The following is a 23,655-nucleotide window of genomic DNA, read 5'->3' on the forward strand; positions in this document are numbered from 1 at the left end:
CCTGGGCAGGCGCCCGGGGGCGTTGATATGGAGGGGGCGTCGTCCCACTCGAGTTCCGTGGAGGCCGCCCCATGCACGCCGATCTTGATCTTGTCGCGGTGGGAGTCCTGTTCGCCCGGAGGACGCGGACCCGCTAGGGCCCGTGCGAAGGCCCGTCACAGCGCGGTCCCTCACCCCCGGGCGCCCTGAAGAACCAGGTGCGCCACAGGCACCGCTCTGTCCGGAGTCTTCCTCTCGTGTCTCTCGAAACCCTCGGTTGGGGGCCTGACCTGGCCCAGTCGTTCGCCGTCGTCGTCTCGCAGTCCACCGTCCCCCTCGTCCCCGGTCGCGTGGTGCGCCAGGAGCGGGGACTCCTCACCGTCCAGACCGCGGAGCGTACCCTGCGCGCGCGCACCTCGGGGCGGCTGCTCCATCACGCCCTCGGCGCGGAGGCGCTGCCCACCGTGGGGGACTGGGTGGCCCTCGTCGTCCCTCCCGGCCAGGGAGATGGGATGCTGCACGCCGTGCTGCCGCGGCGCGGCGTGCTCAAGCGCCGCGAGGCGGGCAGCGAGCGCGACGGGCAGCTCATCGCCGCCAACCTCGACGTGGTGTTCCTCGTCGCCGGCCTGGACGGCAACTTCAACCCCCGCCGCATCGAGCGGGCGCTGGCCATGGCCTGGGCCAGCGGCGCCACGCCCGTCATCCTGCTCAGCAAGGCGGACCTGCTGCTCGTCGAGGCCCAGGACATCGTCGCCGAGGTCCAATCCCTGGCCCCGGGCGTCGCCGTGCTGGCGATGAGCGCGATGACGGGCGAGGGGCTCGACGCGGTGCGTGAGCTGCTCCCCACCCGGAAGACGGCGGTGCTGCTCGGCTCGTCCGGCGTGGGCAAGTCCACCCTCGTCAACCGGCTGCTGGGCGAGACACGCCTGACCACCCAGGACGTCCGTCCCCAGGACGAGAAGGGGCGCCACACCACCACCCACCGCCAGCTCTTCGTCCTCCCCCACGGCGGGCTGCTCATCGACGGCCCGGGGATGCGGGAGCTGGGCCTGTGGGGCGAGGACGAGGACGAGGGTGTCGACCAGACCTTCGCCGACATCCTCGCGCTCGCCGACACGTGCCGCTTCCGCGACTGCCTCCACCAGCGTGAACCCGGGTGCGCCGTGCGCGCCGCCGTCACCGCGGGAACACTCGAGGCGGCGCGGCTCTCGAGCTTCGAGAAGCTGCGACGGGAGCAGGCCTTCCAAGCCCGCCAGACGAGCCCCGCGGGGCAGCGTGAGCACCGCCAACTCGACAAGAGCCGCACCCTGACGGCCTGGGAGAGCGGCCGCCCCAAGCGCCGGAAGGGCTGAATCCGCTCCCGAAATTCGGCGGAAAATTCCCCGCTCAAGGATTCGGGCAGGTCGCGTTTGAAAGATTCGAAAGGTGGGGACACCGAGGCAGAGCCGCGGAGTCCAAGGCACTCAGACGCAGAGCGTCTGAAGGGCGGGTCGGGGGGGAGTGTCCGGGCGGTCCGCCGGCACTCGAGTTTTCGGACGCACGGCGTTCGATGAGGGAGCGAGCCGGGGGGCTCGCTGTCTCGAGTAGGGGGGCGCCCCTGGGGAGGGGCGTGGCTTCCGGAGGGGCTGCCGAGGGGCGGCCTGGTTCACACCGGAGGTACGAATTCGAGCAGTCCACATACGGCGGGGAGCGCGTCGAGGGGGCGCGCTCCCCGCGGTTCTTTTCAGGGCCCGGCGACATCCCGGGCCCCGGACGGGAGAGGCCGCTACTGGGCCTCGGGCGCGGCGGGCAGCACCATGAGCCGCTCGCCCTCGTCACCCGTCAGCACCGAACCCTGGGACTTCTGCTGTTCGACGGTGGGCGCTCCGGTGGAGAAGCTGGCCACCTTCGTCATGTAGCTGCCCTGGAAGGTGCCCCGGATGGCCACCACCAGATGGGAGCGTCCGACGCCGGGGTTGTAGGCCACGTCGAACTCGGAGGTGGACGCCTTGTCGAAGCTCGCGCCACGCACCGGCGTGGCGGCGCTCGTCACCGCCAGCCCGTCCACGCCGGAGATGTCCACCTGGACGTCGCTGGCGGAGGTGTCGAAGCGCAGCTTCACGTGCGCCTTGCCGTCCTCCAGCGTCGCGGACACGCCCACCGGGGCCGCGGGCTTGGCGGTGGTGTGCGCGGCGTCGGCGGGGGCGTTCTTCGAGGGAGAGGTGCAGGCCACCGGCGCCATGAGCGCGAGGAGGCCGGAGAGGACCGCGGGGGCGATGCGAGTCATGGAAGCTCCTGGTTGCGCAAGGGGGGACGCATGTCCGCTCACTGGCTGGTGATGGACAGCGTGGCCATGTAGGACTTCGCCTGTTCGGTGTAGCCCGTCAGCACCAGCACGTACTGCATGTCCGCGCGGCTGGCGAAGCTGAAGGTCTCCGCGCCGGAGACGAAGTCGTCGGCGGCGCCCACCTGGGTGCCATTGCCGAGCGCCTCGATGCCCACGTCGTAGTTCGACGAGGCCTTCACCGTGATGGTCCGCCCCGTGCCGGAGAAGACGTAGTACCGGTTCTGGACCTGCTTGTTGTAGATGTCGCCGCCCGTCAGGACGGGGGTCGCGTTGTAGGGCACCGTCACGTTCGTGTACATGGCCGCCAGGGCGGAGTCCCCCTCGCCGAACGGCGAGCGGATGGAGCCGATGTTGTAGTGCGCGGCGAGCCGGTCCACCGCGGCGTTGTCGACGCCGAGCTGCGCCTTGAGGCCGTGGATGAACGAGCCCACGGTCGTGAAGGCGGGCGTCGTCTTCTGCGGCCCCACGAGCACGTCGTAGATGATGCCCAGATCGAGGTTGACCTGGTCGTACGCGGCCTCGCCGACGGTGGGCGCGTCATACAGGTCGTAGAGGAAGCGCATGACGCTCAGCTCGGAGAACACGCCCGGGCTGGTGTCGTCGTTGGGCGTGGGCGCCGACTCCATGTCGAAGCCGAAGGCGCCCAGCGCGCCGCCGCCCCAGGAGGTGTCCGCGTAGATGCTGCTGGGCAGGAGGATGGCGGACAGGCCGTTGCCGTAGCCCTCTCCGAAGGAGACGCGCGGGTCGAGCACGTCGCCGCTGGCGTGCGAGCCGCCGATGCTGTCCGAGCGCGACAGGTTCGACTCGAAGAAGTGCCCCCACTCGTGGACGATGACGTGGTCGTCGAACTCGTCGGTGTCCACGCCGTCCTTGCCCAGCACGTAGATCTCGTTCTCCCGCGAGTTGTAGTGCGAGGTGCCGATGTTCCCGCTCGCGGTGCTGCCGCTCTGCGGGACGTTGTTGGGGCTCCAGTTCACCTTCAACGCCGGGAAGGTGACGGGGCGCACGTCCATGAACGCGCGCGACGCGGTGTACATGCTGTCCAGGATGGCGAACGGCGCCGCCGAGCGCTGGCTGGTGTTGAACGACCGGCCCGTCCAGCCGTGGGTGGCGTGGATGTTCTTGCTCGTGGTGCCCACGGTGAGCGGGGTGCCCAGGGCCCAGATGGCGTTGCCGTTGGTGTTGTCCTCCACCTGGATGGCCGGGGTGAGCGTCTTGGCGAGCGCGTACAGCGTCACGCTGCTGTCGGCCTCCGCGGTGTAGGTGAGCGAGAAGTTGCCTTGCTCGTCCGTCGTCGTCTCCGCGATGAGGGTCGTGCCCTTGCGCACCTGCACGACGCCCTTGCGCACGGGCTTCTCCGTCGACTGGTTGAAGGCCAGCGTGCCGCTGCGCGTGGTGGGCGAGTACGTCGCGGGGACGAAGTCGAACGTCACCTTGCCACTGACGGTGGTGGTGATGTCCTCGCCGGTGCCGCCGTCCCCATCGGGGCTCTTGTCGTCACCGGAGCAGGCGACCAGCGCCAGGCCGAGCGCGAGCGCCAGCACCGTGCGGGCCTGGAACCCGGCTGATTTGCGAGACACGTACATTCCGTCCTCCCCCTGCCTTTCGCGTGAATGGGTGCGCCGCATTCTCGGCGGGTCGTCCCCGAACAGCAAACGCGACCGGCGTGTCGTGGTTGCCGGCGCGCGTTTCCCGTCGCCTGGGAAGGCAGGAGAGCGCTCGGTGCCCGGTGATTCCGGCGAAGGAGGGGCTCGCTCCGTCGTTCCCGGGTGTGCCAGACACGACGGGAGGCACCTGGCCCGCGCCCGAGGTGGGTTGGCGCGGAGGGGACGCGGAGTCAACGTTCGTGGGTCACCTCGTCCGCGCGGAGGGCCTGCCCGCGCGCGAGGACGCACCCAGGGGAGCGGACCCCTGCGAAGTCGCCACCCATCACCATGGCCCGCCCTTTCGACAGCATGGAGCCGGCACCGTGCGACCCGACCGTCGACACGTCGACGCGGAGCGGCGCCCCCGCGTCCACCGCGCGGAGCGAGCAGGCCCTCTTCCAGTCGGTGCTCTCCAGCATGGGGGAGGGCGTGGTGGTGGCGGACGCCCAGGGCCACCTCGTGTACTTCAACCCCAAGGCGGAGCAGTTGCTGGGCCAGGGGGCGTCCGGCACGGACGTGTCCTCGTGGCCGGAGCGGTATGGCCTGTTCCTGCCGGACCAGGTGACGCCGTATCCCGCGCGAGAGCTGCCCCTGGCGCGAGCCCTGCGCGGCGAGTCCGTGGACCAGGTGGAGATTTTCATGCGCCGCGAGCCCCGGTCCCCGGGGACCTGGTTGCTCGTCAACGCCCGGCCGGTGACGGACGCGACGGGCGGGCCCCGCGGCGCGCTCGCCGTCTTCAACGACATCACCGCCTTCAAGCGGGCGGACGAGGCGGTGCTCGACCGCGAGGCCCAGTACCGTTCGCTCTACAACAACACGCCGGTGATGATGCACTCCATCGACCCCGCAGGGCGGCTGGTGAGCGTCAGCGACACCTGGCTCCAGACGCTGCAGTACACGCGCGAGGAGGTGCTGGGGCGCGACTCGGTGGACTTCCTCACGCCGGAGTCGGCCCGCTTCGCGCGCGAGGTGGCGCTGCCGGAGTTCTTCCGCCAGGGGTGGAGCCGCGACATCCCATACCAGCTGGTGAAGCGCGACGGCGGGCGCATCGACGTGCTGCTGTCGGCCATCGCGGAGCGGGACGCGCAGGGGAAGCTGGTGCGGTCGCTCGCGGTCCTCATCGACGTGACGGAGCGCAAGCGCGCGGAGAAGGCGCTCCAGGAGAGCGAGAAGCGCCTGCGCTCCATCCTGGACAACGCCTCCGCCGTCTTCTTCCTGCTGGACACGCGGGGCCGGTACATCTTCGTCAACCGGCAGTGGGAGCGGCTGTTCCACCACTCCCGCCAGGAGGTCATGGGGAAGACGGTCCACGAGCTCTTCCCCCCGGAGATCGCCGACGCGTTCGTCGCGCTCAACCAGGTGGTCCTCGAGCGACGGGAGCCCCAGTCGCAGGAGGAGCGCGTGCCGTACGACGACGGCATCCACACCCACATCACCCAGAAGTTCCCGCTGCTGGACGCCACCGGAGAGCCCTATGCCATCTGCGGCATCTCCACGGACATCTCCGAGCGCAAGCGCATGGAGGAGACGCAGCGCTTCCTCGCGGAGGCGGGGCGGGTGCTGGGCACGTCGCTGGACTACGAGACGACGCTCCAGCGCGTCGCGGAGCTGACGCTGCCCCGGCTGGGCGACGTGTGCATCGTGTTCGTGGGCGAGGAGGGCACGGCGCTGCGCCCGGTGGCCATCGCCACGACCGAGCCCGGCCTGGACGCCGAGGTCCGCGCGCTGCTCGCCGCCCACCCGCCGCGGGCGGACGCGCGCGCCGGTCCCGCCCGGGTGCTGGCGACGGGGCGCGCGGAGTCGAGCCGGCTGCCCGGGGGGCTGCTCGAGGGAGAGGGGCTGGATTCGGCGCGCTGGGCCCGGGTGCGGAAGCTGGCGCGCCGGCCGTCGCTGAGCGTCCCCCTGCGGGCCCGGGGGCGGGGGCTGGGCGTGTTGACGCTGCTGTCCCTGCGGCCGGGCCACGCCTATTCGGCGGACGACCTGGCCCTGGCGGAGGAGCTGGGCCTGCGGGCGGCCTACGCCATCGACAACTCACAGCTCTACGGCAAGTCGCGCGAGGCCATCCGCGTGCGCGACGAGTTCCTCTCCATCGCCTCGCACGAGCTGAAGACGCCGCTGACGTCGATGAAGCTGCGCATGCAGCAGATGGGCTCGCTGCTCTCGCGCCACGGCGCGGACGGGGCGCTCGCCGCGAAGCTGTCCGGCATGCTGCACGTCTGCGAGAGCCAGTTGACCCGCCTGTCCCGGCTGGTGGAGCACCTGCTCGACGTGTCCCGCATCCACGAGCGGCGGCTGGCGCTGCACCTGGAGGACATGGACCTGGTGAAGGCCGCGCGCGACGTGGCGGCGCACCTGAAGGAGCAGTTGGACAAGGCCGGCTGCGTGTTCGAGCTGGACGCGCCGCGCGTGCTGACCGGGCGGTGGGACCGGCTGCGGCTGGAGCAGGTGATGTTCAACCTGCTGTCCAACGCGGTGAAGTACGGCGCGGGCCAGCCGGTGTGGATGCGGCTGGCCGACCACGACGGGCGCGTGTGGCTGAGCGTGGAGGACCAGGGGATGGGCATCCCCCGGGAGTCACAGGAGCGCATCTTCGAGCGCTTCGAGCGCGCCGCGTCCGCCAACTACGGCGGCCTGGGCCTGGGCCTCTTCATCACCCGGCAGATCGCCGAGGCCCACGGCGGACGGGTGTGGGTGGAGAGCGAGCCGGGGCGGGGCGCCCGCTTCGTCGTCGAGCTGCCCCAGTGGACTCACGCCAGCGGCCCCTCCACCAACCTGAGCACGTCCGCCAGCACGCCGGACGCCGTCACCGCCGCGCCCGCGCCGTAGCCCCGGATGACGAGCGGCGTGGGGCTGTAGCGCTCCGACAGGAAGCTCAGCGCGTTCTCTCCGCCCTTCACCGCGGCCAGCGGGTTGTCCAGCGGCACGGCCTTCAGGCCCACGGTGCAGCCCTCCGGGGTGACGCTGCCCACGTAGCGCAGCACCTGGCCCTCGTCCCGCAGCCGCTCCACGCGCCGCTGGAACGCCGCGTCGACCTCCGGCAGGCGCGCGAGGAACGCGTCGAGCGGGCCCGTGGCGTCGAAGTCCGCGGGCAGGAGCGACTCGAGCGTCACCTGCTCCAGCTCCACGTCGCGGCCCAGCTCGCGCGCGAGGATGAGCACCTTGCGCGCCACGTCCGTGCCCTGCAGGTCGTCGCGCGGGTCGGGCTCCGTGAAGCGCTTCTCCATGGCGGTGCCCACCGCGCGGGACAGCGGCACCCCCTGCTCCGTCAGGCCCAGGATGAACGACAGCGAGCCGGAGAGGATGCCCTCGATGCGCAGCACCCGGTCGCCCGTGCGCAGCATGTTCTTCAGCGTGTCGATGACGGGCAGGGCCGCGCCCACGTTCGTCTCGTACAGGAAGCGGCGCTGGTGGCGGGCGGCCGTCGCGCGGATGTCGCGCCAGTGCGCCATCCTCCCCGCGTTGGCCTTCTTGTTGGCGGTGACGACGTGCAGGCCCGCGGCCAGCATCGACGGGTAGGCGAGCGCCACGTCCTCGCTGCTGGTGCAGTCCACGAACACCGGCCGCCCCGGCCGTCGCGCCCGCGTCTGCTCGCGGAAGCCCTCCAGCAGCGACGACTCCCTCGCCGCGTCCAGGCGCGCCTTCCACGCGTCGAGCGGCAGGCCCGCCGGGTCGATGACGCCGCGCCGGCTGTTGGCGACGGCGCACACGCGCAGCTCCACGCCCTGGGCGCGCAGCTTCGGCGCCTGCTGGGCGATCTGGCGCATCAGCTCCCCGCCCACGCTGCCCACGCCCGCCACCAGCAGCTCCACCACCTCCGTGGTGCCGAAGTAGCGGTGGTGCACGTGCGCCATGGCCCGCGGGCCGTCCGCCTCGGCGATGACGGCGGAGATGCTCCGCTCGCTGGAGCCCTGGGCGATGGCGGCGATGCTGCAACCCACGTCCGCCAGCCCGCTGAAGAAGGTCCCCGCCACGCCCACGCGGTGGCGCATGCCGTCGCCGACGATGCTGAGCACCGCCAGGTCGCCCTGCCGCTCGATGGTGTCCACCTTGCCGGCCTCGCGCTCCACCTCGAACTCCGACTCCAGCGCGCGCACGGCCGCCGACGAGTCACCCTGCTGCACGCAGAAGCTGATGGAGCACTCGCTGGAGCCCTGGGTGATGAGCACCACGGAGATGCCGGAGCGGGCCATGGCCTCGAAGACCCGCGCGGCGGTGCCGGGCACGCCCTTGAGGCCCGCGCCGGCGATGTTGACCAGCGCCACGTCCTTCAGGAAGGACAGGCCGCGCACGGGGTGGGGCGGCGGCGCGGCGGTGGCCGTCACCCGCGTGCCCGGGTGGTCCGGCCGGAAGCTGTTGCAGACGCGCACCGGGATGCCGCGCTCGCGCGCGGGGGCAATCGTCTTGGGGTGCAGCACCTTCGCGCCGAAGTAGGCCAGCTCCATGGCCTCCTCGAAGCTCACCTCCGGCAGCGGGAAGGCCTCCGGCACCATGCGCGGGTCGGCGCTGTAGATGCCGTCCACGTCCGTCCAGATTTCGAGCAGGTCCGCGTCCAGCGCCGCGGCCGCCAGCGCCGCCGAGTAGTCCGAGCCGCCCCGGCCCAGCGACATGGTCCGGCCGCGCTCGTTGCCGCCGAAGAAGCCCGGCATCAGCATGAGCCCGGGGCCGCCCGCCTCGCGCAGCGGCGCGAAGCGCGCGCGAATCTCGTCCATGCGGGGCGTGGCCTGGAGCGGGTCTCCGGTGCAGATGAGCGCCTGGCGCGGGTCCACCGCGTGGGGCGCGAGCCCCCGGGCGACCAGCAGCGCCTCCAGGATGAGGCACGAGGCGCGCTCGCCCAGGCCGGACAGGTGCGCGAGCACCGCGGGGGAGCACTCGCGCAGCAGGCCCACGCCCTGGAGCAGCCCGCGCAGCTCCATGGACACGGCCGCCAGCGCGAGCTCCAGCGGCGCGAGCGTGCCCACCTCCGCGGCCAGCTCCCGGGCGATGGACAGGTGCGTCTGCTCGAAGCGCGACAGCGCCTCCTCCACCGACTCGCCCTCCTGCGCCGCGCGCGCGGAGTCCACCAGCAGGTTGGTGATGCCGGACACCGCCGACGCCACCAGCATGACGCGCGTCTCCCGGCGCGCCTCCGCCGCCAGGTCCACGACCCGGCGCAGCTGCGCCGCGCCCCCCACGCTCGTCCCACCGAACTTCATCACCCGCATGACGACACCTCGCCACGGCAGGAGGAGGACGTCGGGAGGCTGCGGGAGGGAGGCGTCTTCGAGGTCCGCATGTCGGGTTCCTTCGGGGTGGTGGGAAAACGAAAAAGCCCCGCGCTGGAGAGCGCGGGGCCGGGGTCGGAAAAGGCGGGACGACGTTTCCGAGCTAGACCGGCCGCGCTCCGTGAGGAGTCGCGGTGGTAGTCGTAGTCGTGGTGGTGCGGGTGGCGGTCGCCGCGCGCGCCAGGGCCGGGGACGTCGTCCGTCCGGCGTTGCGCGCGATGTCGGGGTTCGAGCCGCTCACGAGGTGGAACGCTGACTGAAGTGGCGCCTTCGAGTCAAGCCACCCCCCGGGTGACAGGGGGTTGGCGACGAGACGCTCCCCCCGTCGCCTGGGACGTGGAGGGTGGGACGCCCCTCCCGCTCGCGCGGGCCGCCGGGCGCCGGCGCGCGAGCGGAAGCGGGAGGCCGACTCAGGAGGCCAGCTTCACCACGACCTGGGTGAGGCCGTAGACGAGCATCGCCACGGTGGCCGCGGCGGGGATGGTGACCACCCAGGCCCAGATGATGCGGCCGGCGGTGCCCCACTTCACCGCGCGCCAGCCGCGCGTGGAGCCCACGCCGACGATGGCGCCGGTGATGGTGTGCGTGGTGGACACGGGGATGCCCAGCTCCGCCAGCGCGATGATGGTGACGCCGCCGCCCGTCTCCGCGCTGAAGCCGCCGATGGGGGCCAGCTTGGTGAGGCTGTGGCCCATGGTGCGCACGATGCGCCAGCCGCCGAAGAAGGTGCCCAGGGCGATGGCCGCGTGACAGGAGATGATCATCCACCAGTCGATGTGGAACGGCCGGTCCTTCCAGATGGTGCCGAAGAGCACCACGGCGATGATGCCCATCACCTTCTGCGCGTCGTTGGTGCCGTGGCTGTAGGAGAAGATGGCGGACGACAGCAGCTGGAGCCTGCGGAACCACGTGTCCACGCGCAGCGGCGTCTGCTTGTGCACCACCCACGTGCTCACGATCATCAGCGTCGTTCCCAGGAACATGCCGATGAGCGGCGACAGGACGATGAAGGCGGCGATCTTCGCGATGCCCGCGCCCACCAGCCCCTTGAACCCGAGCACCGGCAGCGTGGCGCCAATCATCCCGCCCGCCAGCGCGTGGGACGAGGACGACGGCAGGCCCCACCACCACGTCAGCAGGTTCCAGGCGATGGCGCCCATGAGCGCGGAGAAGATGACCGCCAGCACCGCCGCCGAGCCCTCGGCCCGGAGCATGTCGAAGTTGATGATGCCCTTGCCCATCGTGTTGGCGACGTGCACGCCCCCGCTGAAGGCGGCCACGAAGTTGAAGAAGGCGGCCCACGCCACGGCCAGGTTGGGTGACAACACCCGGGTGGACACCACGGTGGCGATGGAGTTCGCCGCGTCGTGGAATCCATTGATGAAGTCGAAGACGAGCGCGACCGCGACGATGAGGATGACGGCGGCGAGTAGCATCTCAGGAGTGCTCCAGCACCACGCCTTCGATGACGTTGGCCACGCCCTGGCACTTGTCCGTGGCCGTCTCGATGAGGTCGAAGATCTCCTTCCACTTGATGATGGTCAGGGTGTCGCCCCCGCTCTTGAAGAGCCGCCCCAGCCCCGCGCGCAGCACCTCGTCCGCCTGCGACTCCAACTGCTTGATCTCCTTGCAGCCCGAGAGGATCTGCTCCGGCTTCTTGATGAGCCGCAGCGCCGCCACCGCCTCCTGGACCTTCTCCGTCGACAGCACCAGCAGCCGCGCCAGCTCCGTCGCGTCCGGCAGGCTGGACTGGATTTCGTAGTAGTGCAGCCGCGCCGCCGCCGCGTTGGTCAGGTCCAGCACGTCGTCGATGCGCGACAGCAGGGAGTGGATCTGCGCCCGGTCGAACGGGGTGATGAACTGCTGGTGCAGGCGGTTGAACGCGGTGTGGGTCACCTCGTCGCCCTCGTGCTCCACGTCCTTGAGCGCGCGCACCCGCTCGGGGACGTCGCGGTAGTCGCTCAAGAGCGAGTGCAGCATCTTCGCGCCCTTGACGGTCGCGGCGCATTGCTTGTCGAAGTCGTCGAAGAACTCGTCCGACTTGGGCATCAGCCTTTCGAGCATCGCTCCCTCTCCCGGAGGTATCGCCCGCGAGACACGGGCTCAGGTCGTCGCGGAGGGTGTCACCGGTTCGTGACACTCCGCGGCGGCCCGTGAGTACCTCACCTGGAGAGAATCGCCAGCCTTCCTTTTTGACTTGCAACCAGCCACCGGGCCGGGGTGGGGGACACGCTGTCGATGTGTGCTCCGGTACCCGGCCCGGGTGAGCCGGCTCAGAGCTGCGCGAGGACCTCCTGCTCCAGCTTCGCGCGGGGGAGCGCGCCGACGAGCTGTCGCACCACCTTGCCCTCCTTGAAGATGAGCAGCGTGGGCATGGCGCGGATGCCGTACTGGCTCGCCGTCTCCGGGTGGGCGTCCACGTCGAGCCTGGTCATCTTCATCCGTCCCCGGTACTCGACGGCCAGCGCCTCGATGATGGGGGCGATGAAGCGGCACGGGGGGCACCAGGTGGCGGTGAAGTCCACGAGCACCGGCTCGCGTGACTCGAGCACCTCGTGGTGGAACGCCGCGTCGCTCAGCTCGATGACCTCTCCCGCCATGTCCGTCCTCCTCGGAGGGCCCGGGTCGTCCGACGCCGGGCCGTGTGGTTGCGGGAGGTGTAATGGCGAGCGCGGGTGGGGACGAGAGGCCGGGGCGCAACACTGCGTTGCGTGAAGGCCCCTACCGCGCGCGGCCCCTCGCGGGCGGGGGCTCCGGCGTGCAGTCCCACGGGAGCGAGGCGCCGCGCTCCGACAGCAGGTCGAGGAAGGCGCGCACCTTGAGGGGCAGGTTCCGGCTGCTCGGGTAGACGGCGAAGACGGGGATGCCCGGCGGCGTCTGCGCCTCCAACACCGGCACGAGCAGGCCCGCGCGTACGTCGTCGACGACGAGGGAGGCGGGCAGCCGCACCAGCCCCAGTCCCGCGCGGGCGGCGGCTTGTCCGGCGCGGAGGCTGGGCACGCGCAGCCGTCCCGCCACCGGCAGGCTGCGGGCGGCGCGCCCCTCGCCGAAGAACCACACCTCGTCGGTGCCGCGCTCCGCGAGCAGGACGCAGGCATGGCCCTCCAGCTCCGCCGCCGTCCGGGGCGTGCCCTGGCGGCCGAGGTACGCGGGGCTGGCGTAGTAGCCGGTGCGCAGCCGGCCGAGCCTGCGCGCCACCAGCGACGAGTCCGCGAGCGGGCCGGTGCGCAGCGCCAGGTCGTACTCCTCCGCGATGAGGTCCACGTGCGCCTCGGCGAGCGACACCTCCACGCGCAGGAGCGGGTGGCGCAGGAGCAGCTCGGAGATGAGGGGCGTGAGCAGCTCGCCCAGCAGCGACAGGGTGGCGATGCGCAGCGTGCCCTGGGGCGTGGCGCGTGACTCGCCGAGGGCGCGGTTGGCCTCGCGGGCCTCCGCGACGATGCGCGCGCAGTGCGCGTGGTAGTCGCGCCCCACCTCGGTGAGGCGCAGCCCTCGCGTGTTGCGCTCCAGCAGCCGGACCCCCAGCCGGCCCTCCAGGGCGGAGAGGCGCCGGCTCACGGTGGACTTGCGCAACCCGAGCCGCTCGGCGCCGGCCGTGATTCCGCCCGCGGCGACGACCTCGACCAGCAGCAACATGTCATCCAGCAGGGGCGGACCGGGGGGCACGTGGGCAGCCTAACCGGGGGCGGGGTGTCCGGCTCCTCCCTCTTCGGGCGCCCGGGCGTCATTGAGGGGTGGGCACGAGGGCTGGACCCGGGGTAGATGCACGGGGCCGCCTCGCCTGGATTCTCGCCATGACGCCCTTTCGCCCCATCCCGTTGTGTGTCGCGCCGATGATGGACTGGACGGACCGGAACTGCCGGTACTTCCACCGGCAGATCAGCCGCCACACGCTGCTGTACACGGAGATGCTGACCACGGGCGCCGTCATCCACGGGGACCGTGACCGCCTGTTGGGCTACGAGGCGGCCGAGCACCCGGTGGCCATCCAGCTGGGCGGCTCGGAGCCGGAGGCGCTGGCGGAGGCCGCGCGCATCGCCGAGTCCTGGGGCTACGACGAGGTGAACCTCAACGTGGGCTGCCCGAGCGACCGCGTGCAGTCCGGCCGCTTCGGCGCGTGCCTCATGGCGGAGCCGGAGCTGGTGGCGCGGCTGGTGGCGGCCATGCGCGCGGCGGTGCGCATCCCGGTGACGGTGAAGTCGCGCATCGCCATCGACGAGATGGAGGAGTGGCCCACGCTGGAGCGCTTCGTGAAGCGCGTCGCGGCGGAGGGCTGCACGCGCTTCATCGTCCACGCGCGCAAGGCGTGGCTCCAGGGGCTGAGCCCGAAGGAGAACCGCGACGTCCCGCCGCTGCGCTACGAACTGGTGCACCGCCTCAAGGAGGAGCTGCCCCACCTGGACATCAGCATCAACGGCGGCATCAAGACGCTCGACGCCGCCGCCGAGCACCTCGGCAAGGTGGACGGGGTGATGATTGGCCGCGCCGTCTACGAGAACCCGTACCTCCTGGCGGACGCGGACCGGCGCTTCTTCGGCTCCGAGGAGCGCCCGCGCGAGCGGCACGAGGTGGTGGAGGCCATGCTGCCGTACATCGAGCGGAGCCGGCAGCGCGGCGCGCCGCTCAGCGCGGTGACGCGGCACATGCTCGGCCTGTTCCAGGGCCTGCCCGGCGCGCGCGCGTGGCGCCGTCATCTGAGCGAGAACGCGCACAAGCCGGGCGCGGGGCCGGAGGTCGTCGTCGCCGCGCTGGCCAAGGTGCGCCGCGAGCCGGAGGCGGTCGTCGCGGCCTGAGCCTCACGGCGCGATGCGCCCGATGCGCCCGACCTCTTCCGTGAACCAGAGGGCGCCATCTGGACCGGCGGTGATTCCGTAGGGGCCCGTCCCCGTGGACGCCAGCGGAAATTCGCTGAAGGGGCCGTGTCCCGCGTCGTGGCTTCGTGACATCGAGCGATGCTCCCCGAGAGATGGCTGGTGGACGTTCTCCCCTCGAGCTGTCCATGTCCACGCCTCCGGGCCACCCCTGAAGCGGGGAACGATGAAGGCCCGGGTCACCTCGCGGGGGCCCGGGCCTCGGTTCCTCACCGCCGGCTCACGGCTGCCTCAGCCGATGACCAGCTCGCCCGGCAGCGGCTTCTTGCCGGCGTCCTGGAAGAGGCCGAAGTAGCTCTGCGCGAGCTTGTACTCGTTGTAGGCCGGCGAGCAGGCCATGTTGCGCACGGCCATGAGCGGGTCGTTCGGCTTGCCGTCGTAGTCGGTGAGCAGGACGTTGATGCCCATGTGCCCGCCGTTCTCCGCCTGGATGCCGGAGCGGCGCTGCATCTCCCGGATGTCGCTGGCGGTGAGGTTGAGGGTGATGGGGTCGTCGTTCTCGCGCGCGGCCTTCGCCTTCTGCGCGTCGCCCGTGTACGAGTAGACGAGCAGCTCGCGAGCGTTGTCGTCCTTCGTGTCGAACTTCATGGCGAACTTCTCGGAGCCGGGGACGAGCTTGCCGTCCTTGTCGTACTTCTGCTCGATGGTGACGTCCGGGTGGTCGCCGCCGTAGGTGATGTCCGACGTCAGCGACTTGGTGCCGTCCGGGTGGTGGGTGATGAGGTAGTCGCCCGTGTTGGTGGTGCCGTCGGTGCCGATGTTGAAGGGCCCCACGTCGATGTCCACCTTGCCGCCCGTGGACTCGTAGTGGACCTTGTCGAAGCGCAGCGTGTTCGAGACGCCCGGGCCCTCCTTCTCCGGCATGCGGCCGTCCTTGGCGAAGGACTCGAAGGCCTTCTTGCCCTCCGCGTTGGACAGGTCGAACTCCGCGGTGCGCAGCTTGTACTCCTTGAGCGTGTCCTCGCGGCTCATGCTCACCGACACGGGGCCGACGCCCAGGCTCACCTTGCCGTTGTTCTCGATGAACTCGGTGGGGCCCGTCGTCATCTTCAGCTTGTCGCCCTCGCGGCTGACCTCGATGGACATGCCCTTGCCCTGCTTCACGTCACCGGAGATGCCCAGTTCGGCGGCGTGGTAGCTCAGGCCCACGTCCAGGCCGTAGCCCGCGAACTTGCTCTGCTCCAGCTTGATGGAGGCGCCGTCGGGGATGGTCTCCGGGTTGAGCGGGTGGGGAGGAGGAATCTCGCCCTTCTTCAGCTTCTCGAAGTCGGCCTCCTTCATCTTCACCTCGTACTCCATCGACTTGCCGGCCTCGACGCTGCCGGTGATGGAGGCGCCCACCTTGGCCTTCTTGAACTCGACGGTGCCCTCGGCGGAGACAGCGGTCTCCGCGTTGATCTTCACCGTGACGTAGCCGTCCTCCTTCTTGACGTCCTTCTCGAGCGTGTCGCTGAACTCGACGGAGACGGGGCCGGCCTGGCCGGGGATGGTCGTCTCGTGCGGCTCCACCGTGGCCGGGTTGGGCACGCCCCCCACGTCCGCCGGATAGTCCGCGACCATCATCTTCTGGAGCTCGGGGGAGACCTTGGCGTCGGCCAGGGCCTGGGCGCGCTCGGGCGAGCCGGCCTTCGTGGAGAAGACCTTGGCGGCGGTGGTGCCCGGGAGCGAGCCGGCCTCCGAGTAGTGCGGCTGCTCCTTCAGGTACGCCTTCATGTCGTCGTAGGACTTGCCGCTGCTCGGGTCGAGCACGCGCTCGCCCTGGCGCACGACGACGTGGCCCGTCTGTCCCTCGGCGCCGGCGCGGCCGTCCTTCAGGAACACCATCTCCGAGCGGGCCTGGAGCTCCGGCGAGCTCTTGTTGACGAAGTCCGCCGCCTTGTCGAGGCAGTTGACCTGGTTGTCCCGCGCGTTCTCCGTGAGCAGCGACGACGCGGGCGCCTTGCCCTGGCCGTCCAGGTTCAGCGTGTTCTTCGGGCCCGAAGCCTCGAACGTGGAGACGTCGTTCCGGGCCGCCACGCTCGGCTTCGCGGCCGCCTGCTCCGCCGCGGCCTTGGCAGCGGCCTCCGCGGCCGCCTTGGCCGCCGCTTCAGCGGCCGCCCTGGCCGCGGCCTCCGCTGCGCGACGAGCCGCCTCCGCTGCCTGGCGCGCCAGCTCCGCCGCGTTCCCACCCTGACCTACGCGTTCAGTCCCCATGAGGAGTCCTCCGACGTCGGGCGTCATTGCCGCCCGCGAAAATCGATTCTCGATTCTCGGGAAATGACGTCCGGGGTTGCGTCGGGGCGAGCGGGAGCCCTGCGAATCCCGCCGTGGGTGAGGCTGGATTGGACTTGGAGTGAATTCTGGAGGGGCCACCTCGGCGCTGAGTCCCGGTCCACTGGACTCAGCCGGCGACGAGGGTGTCTGCGAGGAGGGCTGGTCGCGTCAGGTCCACCACGACTCCGGGCGTTCCCACGCGTCTCGTGCTCATGACGAGGGGGGGGCTTCCGCGTCGGCGTGCCGGAGACACCCGCGCCAGTCGATGCTCGCTAGTCCCGCGTGGACGTTCCCGGTTGAGCGCGTTCGTGGGTGCGGTTCGGACGAACGGCTCGGGGCGAGGTGCTGCGCTCTAGCGTCGCGAGCGAGCGGCGGGCGTGCCGCGGAAGCGCTGCACCTTGGTGCGGTTCCCGCACACGGCCATCGAGCACCACCGGCCGGAGCGGTTCTTCGAGGTGTCGTAGAAGGCCGCCTGACAGTCCCCCGCGGGGCATACCTTCATCCGGGCCCAGTGCCCCTCGCGCTGGGTCGTCACCATGGCGGCGAAGAGCGCGCCCAGGGCCTTCCATCCGCCCTCGCCGGCGGGGCGCAGGTGGACGGCTCCGTCGGGGGCGAAGGTGACGGCGAGGGGACACTCCGCCGCGCGTCGCTCCAGCGTGCGCAGCTCCGCCGCGGGCGGAGGCTCGCCATGGTGGAGCTGGAGCACGAGGCGCAGGGCCTCCCGGACCTCGATGGCCGCCGCGAAGGCGTCCGGTGAAACCGTCTCCGCGGCCCCGAGCAACCCGCGCGCGCGGAACCACGGGGTGAGCGCGGCGGGGGAGGGCACCTCGTCGGTCAGCTTCTCCACGTCCAGCGTGTTGACGAAGTCGAGCAGCAGGACGACGTCCGGCGGGAGTCCCGGGCTGTGAGCGGAGGCCATGCCCCGGGCCTATCGCGTCCGTGGCGCGTCGACCAGCCCTCCGAGTCCGGCGACGAGGGTGTCCACCAGCGCACGCGCCGCGTGGCGCTCGGGGTCGAGGCTCGGGTCGTAGATGGTGACGTCGATTCCCAGCGCCATGCCGGAGCCCACCAACCGGGAGAGCAGCTCGGCCAGCTCCTCCACGCGCAGCCCGTCCGGTTGGCGCGAGTCCACCGCGGGCATCACGTCGTCGTGCATGACGTCCGCGTCCAGGTGCATCCAGAAGCCCTGGACTCCTGACTCGCGGAACCGTGTGAGGGCCCGCTCGGCGCAGGCCGCGATGCCGTCGCGACGCAGCATCTCCAGGTCCAGCCAGGTCATGCGCGTGTCGCGCGCGTGCTCGGCCTCGACCGGGACACCCCAGACGTCCGGGTCCCTCACCCCGAGGATGGCCACGTCCTCGTCGCGGACGAGCGGGCCCAGTCCCTCCAGGTCCGACAGCACCGCGGGGCCCCGCCCCGTGGAGAGCCACAGGTCCATGCCAGCCGTGCCGCCCAGTGGGGACGCCTCGGGTGGCCAGAAGTCGGTGTGCCCGTCCATGAACGCCAGCCCCGCCCGTGCGCCGGTGCGCTTCACGCCCAGGAGGCAGCCGAGCAGGATGCTGCAATCGCCTCCCAGCACCAGGGGGAAGCGCCCGGCCCGCAGCACCCGCTCCACGTCGTCCGCGAGCCGCACCGACAGGTCCGCGATGGCGCGCGGGTTGAGGACCTTCGTGACCGGGTCCCTGCGGGCCTCATAGGGCCCGGGCGTCACCGTGTGCTCCAGCCGCGCGCCCAGCCGGCGGCCGAGCCCGGCTTCCAGCAGCGCCTCCGGCAACAGGTCCACCCGGGGAATGCGTCCGTCCGGCCGGCTCAACCCCAGGTCCGAGGGCGCGGCGAGCAAGGCGATGGGGAAGGGCCTTCCGGTCATGGTGTAACCCTCTTTGGCTGTTCAGTGGTTTCATGGAGGGTAGGGGCCGGACCGGCCAGATGCAACCACTGAAGTGAATTGAGTGGTTTCTTGTCCAGTTCCCTTCCACGGAGTGTGGCCTCTGTCCTGGGAGTTCCCGGTCCAGACGCGGAGCTTCTGGAGGGGGCATGCATCCGCGGTCTCGTCGTTCCCGAGCCGCTGTCACAATCTGGCGAGCGCGGCCTGCACCTTGGGATGTGCGCTCCAGCCCTCGCGATGACGCGCGTTGCGTTTCTGCGCGGCCTTCTTCGCTTTGACGAGGTCGCTCTTGCACTCGACCACATCGTTGGCGGCATCGAGGATGTAGTGGACCAGGGACGCATCGCTGACCCACAGCTCCGGCTGGTCGTCGAAGCGCGCGACGGGGTACTCGCCGTCTGCGTCGGCGACGCCCATGTAGAGGAAGAGCTCCTGGTCGCCGGGGCTCGCGAGCGCGATGCACGCGGGCAGGTCCGGCGCGTCGCTCCACACGGGTATGTCCTTCGGCAGCTTCGATAGCGCGCGCAGACCGGTCGAGTTGTCTTGCCTTGCCGCGCTGCGCACGAGCTTCTCGACGTCGGCGGACGTGACGCCCTTCTTCGCGGCCTTCCACAGCGGCGTTAGCAACGGCGTTGCATTCTCGAACAGCGTGAAGTTCCGGTCGTAGCGGAGGATCGTCTTCGCGCTCTCGGGGAGCCCGACGCTCTCGCCGCCACCGCGGCGCTTCGTCGCGAGGCGAATCTCGTCGATCTCCGCATCGGACAGCGGCTGCTTCTTGCTCGTGATGCGGAGGCGCTTGCGCAGCGCATCGGCGATCTCGGGAAACCGCGCATGAAAATCGGCGACCTTCTCGAGGACGATCTTGCCGTCATTCTCGCTGGCGCGCAGGCGTTCGAGTTCGCGCTTGCCGAGGCGTTGCGCGAGACGCGCACAGCGAAGCTTCGCGTAGGGGCGCATCGCCCACCAACTGGCCTGGAGGCCCGCACGATAGAACCGGTCCGCCGCCGCGAAATCGCCACGCGCCTCGGCGAGGAAGCCCTGGTTCACGTCGCTGCCGGTGTAGCAGGCGAGCGCGCGCTCCATGTCACCGAGCGCGAAGTACGCCGCCCCTGCATGCAGCGCGTTGTCTCGAGGGACCTCGCCCCGCTTGATGCCCAGCCGCGCGAACACCTGTTTCGGCTGGCCCTCTCTCAGCGCGATGACCGCGAGGACGCACGTCGCATCCCTCTTCACGCCCGAGCCCTCGTCGGCCGCGAGCTCTTCGAGCATCCGCTTCGCCTCGGCGTAGTCCGGATGCCCCTTGTCCTTCTTGGGGTGCCAGGTCTTCGTCGCGGCTTCGATGGCTCTCCGCGACGGAGCCATGGCGTCGCCGAGCGTCGTATTCGGAACCCAGGGGGACGCAGCGGGATCGTGCTGGGCCCAGTACTTGCGGTCCTCTTTCGCGAAGAGAGACGTCGCGAGCAGGAAGCGCGTGCTGCTCATCTGCGACTCGGGGACGATGAGGCCACCCCCGTGCGGACGGCGCAGGTGCTTGCGTTGCGCCGGCTCCAGCGCGGCCATCCACTCCAGGAGCGCGAGCTTCTTCGCGGGCGATTCGAGCTCCAGGTATTCGGCGACCTTTCTCTGGATGTCGTCTCGCTTCAGCGAGGTGGGTGCCTTCTTGGTCATGACGGTCAGGCTAGCGCACGAGGTAACGGCGCAGGAGCTTCACCGCGATGGCGTCATGCCGAGGAGCGTCGTGTGGAGGCGGCCCTCGTTCAGGGGCTGCGCGGAAGACAGGGCCAGGACGCAACCGGCCCAGTCGCTTTGGCGATTTCAAGGCAGGCGCGGGAGTGTCAGGCGCGGTCGAGGTCCCGGAGCGCTTGGCCCAGCGCGTCGGGGAGCGAAGGTGGGTCGCCACGGCGCAGGGCTCCGAGCCCCGCCTGGAAGTCCGCGCGAGCCCCGGCTGCATCACCCATCCGGGCGCGCAGCAGGCCCCGCTCGTGCAGCAGCTCCGGGTCGACGTGCTCACCGCTCTGCTGGCCGAGGGCGGCGGAGAGGTCGGCGACGGCTTCCTGCGTGCGACCCAGCCGGGCCCGGGCGGCGGCGCGCTGCTGGAGCAGCCAGGGGTTGCCGGCGTCCTCCTCGAGCGCGAGCGTCCAGTCCCGCTCCGCGTCCGTGTGCCGGCCGAGCACCTCCAGCGAGGCGGCGCGTTGCATGTGGAGCACCAGCGCCTTGCGGTAGCCCCCGTCCACCAGGGCGTCGAAGTCCGCCACGGCCTCCTCGTGCCTTCCCAGGCGGGCCAGGCACAGCGCGCGGTGCAGCCGCGTGGTGCGGTGCCCGGGCGCCAGCGCCAGGACGCGCTCGAACCAGGGGAGCGCCTCCGCGGGCGCGCCGCCCCAGATGCCGAGCGTCATCGCCAGCTCCAGCAGTACCCGGGTGAGCCGCGGGTGGGCGTCCGCGAGCGCCCGCACCTGGGTGAGCGCGGTGGCGTAGCGCCCGCTGCGGCGCAGCCGGTCCACCTCCCGGAGCTGCTCGGCGATCTCCGGCGGGCAGGGCTCGCGTCCATTGCGCTCCATGGCGACTCAGCCGTCCTGGGGGAAGGCCCGGCAGGCGGCGTCGTAGTCGCGCCACCAGCCCTCCAGCGCCTTCATGTCGGTGGCGCGGGGCTCGTCCCCGGGGCCCGCCATGTCCAGGTAGGCGTGCAGGAGCGGGCGGAAGTAGGGGTGCGCGCACTTCTCGATGATGTCCACCGCGCGGCGGCGGGGGGAGCGGATGTCCATGTTGAGCGCGTAGCCGTGCTCGGTGACGACGCACTTGATGTCGTGCTCGGTGTGGTCGATGTGCCGCACGTACGGCATGACACAGCTCACCGTGCGCCCGTCCTTGAGCTTCCGCACGGACGGGGTGTGGACGATGCTCAGGTAGGCGTTGCGGAAGAAGTCCCCGGAGCCCCCCAGCCCGTTGACGATGCGCGAACCGTCGATGTGCGTGGAGTTGACGTGGCCGTAGATGTCCACCTCGATGGGGGTGTTCATCGCGATGACGAACAGGCGACTGATGATCTCCGGGCTGTTCGACAGCCACATGGGCCGCAGCACGAGCCGGTCCTTCGCCCGCTCGAACAACTGCTGGAACTTCTGCCGCCCCTCGGAGGAGAAGGACACCGCCGTGGCGGACGCGTACTCGAACTTCGCGTCGTCCTCCACGTAGCGCAGCATCCCGTCCTGGAAGACCTCGGTCCAGAAGCGGATCTTCTGGAACGGGGACTCGTACAGCTCACCGATGATGGCGTTGGCCACGTTGCCCACGCCGGACTGGATGGGTGGCAGGCGCTTGCCCCACCGGTACGCGTCCCGGCACCGCAGCAGGAAGTCCACCACGTGCCGCGCGATGCGCCGGTCCGTGTCGTCCGCCGTCTTGAAGGGCACCGGGTGGTCCGGTGTCCGCGACTCCACCACCGCCACCACCTTGCGCGCGTCGAACTCCACGTAGGGCGTGCCGATGCGATCCCGCACGTTCACCAGCGGCAGCGGCCAGCCCACGTGCGGGTGCACCGCCGGCAGGACGATGTCGTGGAACCCGGTGTAGTCCGGCACGGACGTGTTCACCTCGAGGATGACCTTCTTCGCGCGGGCGAGCGCCTCCGCGCTGATGCCCACCGACGAGGTGAGCACGACGCTGCCGTCCGGGCGGATGCGCGACACCTCCACCACCGCCACGTCGATGTCGCCGTAGAACCCGTACATCAGGTTGCGCGCGAAGGCGGACAGGTGCACGTCCGTGAAGTCCATCTCCCCGGCGTGGATGCGGCGGCGCGAGGCGGACGAGGACATGTAGGGCCCGCGCTTCGCGATGAACGGCGCCATGGGGCCCTCGACGTCCTCGGACAGCGAGGCGCCGGACAGCAGGGTGAGGCGCGTGCGCGGCGCGGTCAGCGCCAGGTGCTTCGCCAGGGCGGGGAAGAAGGCCTTGGGCTCTCCGGACTTGGTGAAGCCGCTGATGGCCACGGTGTGGCCGTCGGAGACGTGCTGCACGGCCTCCTCGACGGGGACGACCTTCGCCAGCAGCTCGGGATTCTGGATGCGGTCCTTCAGGGGGCTCGGGGCGTTCATGGGCATTCTCGCGGCGGCAGGATGTCACACCGTGCGTCGCGGGGGCGGAGGATGACGTGTCCGGACGCCCGCCCGGGCTCCTTCCGGGCCCCCTCTCAGTGGAAGCCGGGCAGGCGTCTCCGGGCCTCCTGCTCCCGGGCCTCCTCCCGCAGGCGGACGCCCGGAGGCAGCTCGAACACGAGCCCGAATTGCCACTGGCTCAGCTTCTCCAGGAACAGGATGTTGTACGAGTCCTGGCCATGGACGTAGCGGGTGAAGAGGCCGAAGCCCGCGCCCCACCACGGCAGGGCGGAGAGCTCCGCGCTCAGGTTGGTCCGGCGGTGGGGCTTCTCTCCGAACGGCCGCGACAGGGTGCCCTCGAAGAGGAAGCGGTGCCGGTGCCAGATGCGCTGCGCCTGCACGCTGAAGCCCCAGAACCCGTCGCCGTAGACGGCGCGCTCCTCGGAGGTGAGCCCGCCGATGCCCAGCGAGGAGTTGATCTCCAGGAACGAGCCCCCGCCCACGAGCCACGCGCTGTCCAGGTCCTGCTCCACGTCGAAGGCGACGAGCGCGTACAGCTCCCCGCGCAGGAAGTTGGTGGCGAAGCTGCCCGTCACCTCGTTGAGCGGCAGCGTCCCCTCGCTGGGGACGCAGTCCGGGTCGGTCCCCGTCTGGTTCGCGAAGAAGCACCCGTCCTCGCCGTTGGAGTGGTGCCCCACGATGAAGTTCGCCGCGAGCGCCAGCCCGCGCATGGGGCTGCCTTCCCGCGCGGAGTGGGGCAACAGCCGCAGGTGCGCGACCTGGAACGTGAGCTGCGGCATGTACGACGGGGGGATGATGGGGCGGCTGGACGTGTCCAGGAGCCGGAGCTGGATGTACGGCGTCGCCACCGCCGTGAAGAAGTACTCCCCGCCCGGGTCGCGGAAGCTGCCGCGGTGGTACTGCGGGAAGAAGAAGTGGGGGGCGAGCTGCGCCTCGAAGAACAGGTGCTCGGGCGAGCGGGGATCTCCCAACCGGTGGATGCGGTTGGGCGACAGGAAGACGTACGTGCGCTCCAGGAAGAGCGTGGCCGGGGAGTTGTTGTCCACGAGCCACTCCGCGCGCGCCCCCGCCGACACGAGCAGCGCGGCGACCCCCAACATGCGGAGCCACCCCGCCCAGCCTTCCCTCCGGTACGTCCCCAGCCCTGACCCCATGCGCGCCTGCCCTCTCGCGGCCCGGACCCCGAGTGGGGCCTTCGTCCGCGCGCGCCTGCTCTAGCCGGACGGGGGCGCTCCCTCACCCGGACTGGAGGGCGGATGTCGTCCGGGGACGGGAAGAGGTGCGACGGTGGACGTGTTGGGCGCCCCGATTTCGTGTTC

18 protein-coding genes are annotated in these 23,655 nt (G+C 71.0%); 3 read left to right on the plus strand and 15 right to left on the minus strand.

Annotation, left to right across the window (positions count from 1 at the left end):
• Nucleotides 1-236: 236 nt before the first annotated feature.
• Nucleotides 237-1,331, plus strand: coding sequence for a ribosome small subunit-dependent GTPase A (gene rsgA, locus LZ198_RS00930; protein ID WP_253969917.1), 1,095 nt, complete (start codon nucleotides 237-239; stop codon nucleotides 1,329-1,331).
• A 413-nt stretch (nucleotides 1,332-1,744) separates the two neighbouring features.
• Here the strand turns inward: rsgA and LZ198_RS00935 are convergent, their stop codons facing one another.
• Together LZ198_RS00935 and LZ198_RS00940 are read right to left on the minus strand one after the other, a co-directional pair.
• Nucleotides 1,745-2,245, minus strand: coding sequence for a hypothetical protein (locus LZ198_RS00935; RefSeq protein ID WP_253969918.1), 501 nt, complete (start codon nucleotides 2,243-2,245; stop codon nucleotides 1,745-1,747).
• Nucleotides 2,246-2,283: 38 nt separating this feature from the next.
• Complete coding sequence (locus LZ198_RS00940; RefSeq protein ID WP_253969919.1) at nucleotides 2,284-3,891, minus strand: hypothetical protein; 1,608 nt, start codon at nucleotides 3,889-3,891, stop codon at nucleotides 2,284-2,286.
• Between the two features lie 348 nt (nucleotides 3,892-4,239).
• Between LZ198_RS00940 and LZ198_RS00945 the strand changes: the two genes are divergently transcribed.
• On the plus strand, nucleotides 4,240-6,777 hold the full coding sequence (locus LZ198_RS00945) for a PAS domain S-box protein (RefSeq protein ID WP_253969920.1): 2,538 nt from the start codon (nucleotides 4,240-4,242) through the stop codon (nucleotides 6,775-6,777).
• On the opposite strand, the gene thrA is transcribed toward LZ198_RS00945, so the two are convergent.
• The 5 genes from thrA to LZ198_RS00970 form a co-directional block, all read right to left on the minus strand.
• Nucleotides 6,699-9,152: a bifunctional aspartate kinase/homoserine dehydrogenase I gene (gene thrA / locus LZ198_RS00950; RefSeq protein WP_253969921.1), complete on the minus strand. Its 2,454-nt coding sequence runs from the start codon at nucleotides 9,150-9,152 to the stop codon at nucleotides 6,699-6,701. The genes LZ198_RS00945 and thrA overlap by 79 nt on opposite strands.
• Before the next feature lie 470 nt (nucleotides 9,153-9,622).
• Nucleotides 9,623-10,648, minus strand: a complete 1,026-nt coding sequence (locus LZ198_RS00955) for an inorganic phosphate transporter (protein ID WP_253969922.1) — start codon at nucleotides 10,646-10,648, stop codon at nucleotides 9,623-9,625.
• Between the two features lies 1 nt (nucleotide 10,649).
• Complete coding sequence (locus LZ198_RS00960) at nucleotides 10,650-11,276, minus strand: DUF47 domain-containing protein (protein ID WP_253969923.1); 627 nt, start codon at nucleotides 11,274-11,276, stop codon at nucleotides 10,650-10,652.
• Between the two features lie 209 nt (nucleotides 11,277-11,485).
• On the minus strand, nucleotides 11,486-11,812 hold the full coding sequence (gene trxA / locus LZ198_RS00965; protein ID WP_253969924.1) for a thioredoxin: 327 nt from the start codon (nucleotides 11,810-11,812) through the stop codon (nucleotides 11,486-11,488).
• Nucleotides 11,813-11,933: 121 nt separating this feature from the next.
• Nucleotides 11,934-12,848, minus strand: a complete 915-nt coding sequence (locus LZ198_RS00970) for a LysR family transcriptional regulator (RefSeq protein ID WP_253969925.1) — start codon at nucleotides 12,846-12,848, stop codon at nucleotides 11,934-11,936.
• A 158-nt stretch (nucleotides 12,849-13,006) separates the two neighbouring features.
• Between LZ198_RS00970 and dusA the strand changes: the two genes are divergently transcribed.
• Nucleotides 13,007-14,005 carry a tRNA dihydrouridine(20/20a) synthase DusA gene (gene dusA, locus LZ198_RS00975; RefSeq protein WP_253969926.1) on the plus strand — a complete coding sequence of 333 codons (999 nt, stop codon included), beginning with the start codon at nucleotides 13,007-13,009 and terminating at the stop codon, nucleotides 14,003-14,005.
• A gap of 3 nt (nucleotides 14,006-14,008) precedes the next feature.
• Here dusA and LZ198_RS00980 read toward each other — a convergent pair whose 3' ends face one another.
• From LZ198_RS00980 to LZ198_RS01015, 8 genes are all read right to left on the minus strand, one after another.
• Nucleotides 14,009-14,158, minus strand: a complete 150-nt coding sequence (locus tag LZ198_RS00980; RefSeq protein ID WP_253969927.1) for a hypothetical protein — start codon at nucleotides 14,156-14,158, stop codon at nucleotides 14,009-14,011.
• Nucleotides 14,159-14,314: 156 nt separating this feature from the next.
• On the minus strand, nucleotides 14,315-16,276 hold the full coding sequence (locus LZ198_RS00985; protein ID WP_253969928.1) for a hypothetical protein: 1,962 nt from the start codon (nucleotides 16,274-16,276) through the stop codon (nucleotides 14,315-14,317).
• A gap of 412 nt (nucleotides 16,277-16,688) precedes the next feature.
• The gene (locus LZ198_RS00990) at nucleotides 16,689-17,255 is read right to left on the minus strand and encodes a CGNR zinc finger domain-containing protein (RefSeq protein ID WP_253969929.1); all 567 of its coding nucleotides are present in this window, start codon (nucleotides 17,253-17,255) and stop codon (nucleotides 16,689-16,691) included.
• 9 nt (nucleotides 17,256-17,264) lie between these two features.
• Nucleotides 17,265-18,203: an arginase family protein gene (locus tag LZ198_RS00995; RefSeq protein ID WP_253969930.1), complete on the minus strand. Its 939-nt coding sequence runs from the start codon at nucleotides 18,201-18,203 to the stop codon at nucleotides 17,265-17,267.
• Nucleotides 18,204-18,404: 201 nt separating this feature from the next.
• Nucleotides 18,405-19,889 (minus strand): DUF5066 family protein, encoded by a 1,485-nt coding sequence (locus LZ198_RS01000; RefSeq protein WP_253969931.1) that lies wholly within the window; start codon nucleotides 19,887-19,889, stop codon nucleotides 18,405-18,407.
• A 167-nt stretch (nucleotides 19,890-20,056) separates the two neighbouring features.
• The gene (locus tag LZ198_RS01005) at nucleotides 20,057-20,779 is read right to left on the minus strand and encodes a tetratricopeptide repeat protein (protein ID WP_253969932.1); all 723 of its coding nucleotides are present in this window, start codon (nucleotides 20,777-20,779) and stop codon (nucleotides 20,057-20,059) included.
• 6 nt (nucleotides 20,780-20,785) lie between these two features.
• Nucleotides 20,786-22,315 carry an acetyl-CoA hydrolase/transferase C-terminal domain-containing protein gene (locus LZ198_RS01010; RefSeq protein WP_253969933.1) on the minus strand — a complete coding sequence of 510 codons (1,530 nt, stop codon included), beginning with the start codon at nucleotides 22,313-22,315 and terminating at the stop codon, nucleotides 20,786-20,788.
• Nucleotides 22,316-22,410: 95 nt separating this feature from the next.
• Nucleotides 22,411-23,436: a hypothetical protein gene (locus tag LZ198_RS01015; RefSeq protein WP_253969934.1), complete on the minus strand. Its 1,026-nt coding sequence runs from the start codon at nucleotides 23,434-23,436 to the stop codon at nucleotides 22,411-22,413.
• Nucleotides 23,437-23,655: the final 219 nt, after the last annotated feature.

This window comes from Myxococcus dinghuensis, from assembly GCF_024198235.1.
In the GTDB taxonomy this organism is placed as follows: Bacteria; Myxococcota; Myxococcia; order Myxococcales; family Myxococcaceae; genus Myxococcus; species Myxococcus dinghuensis.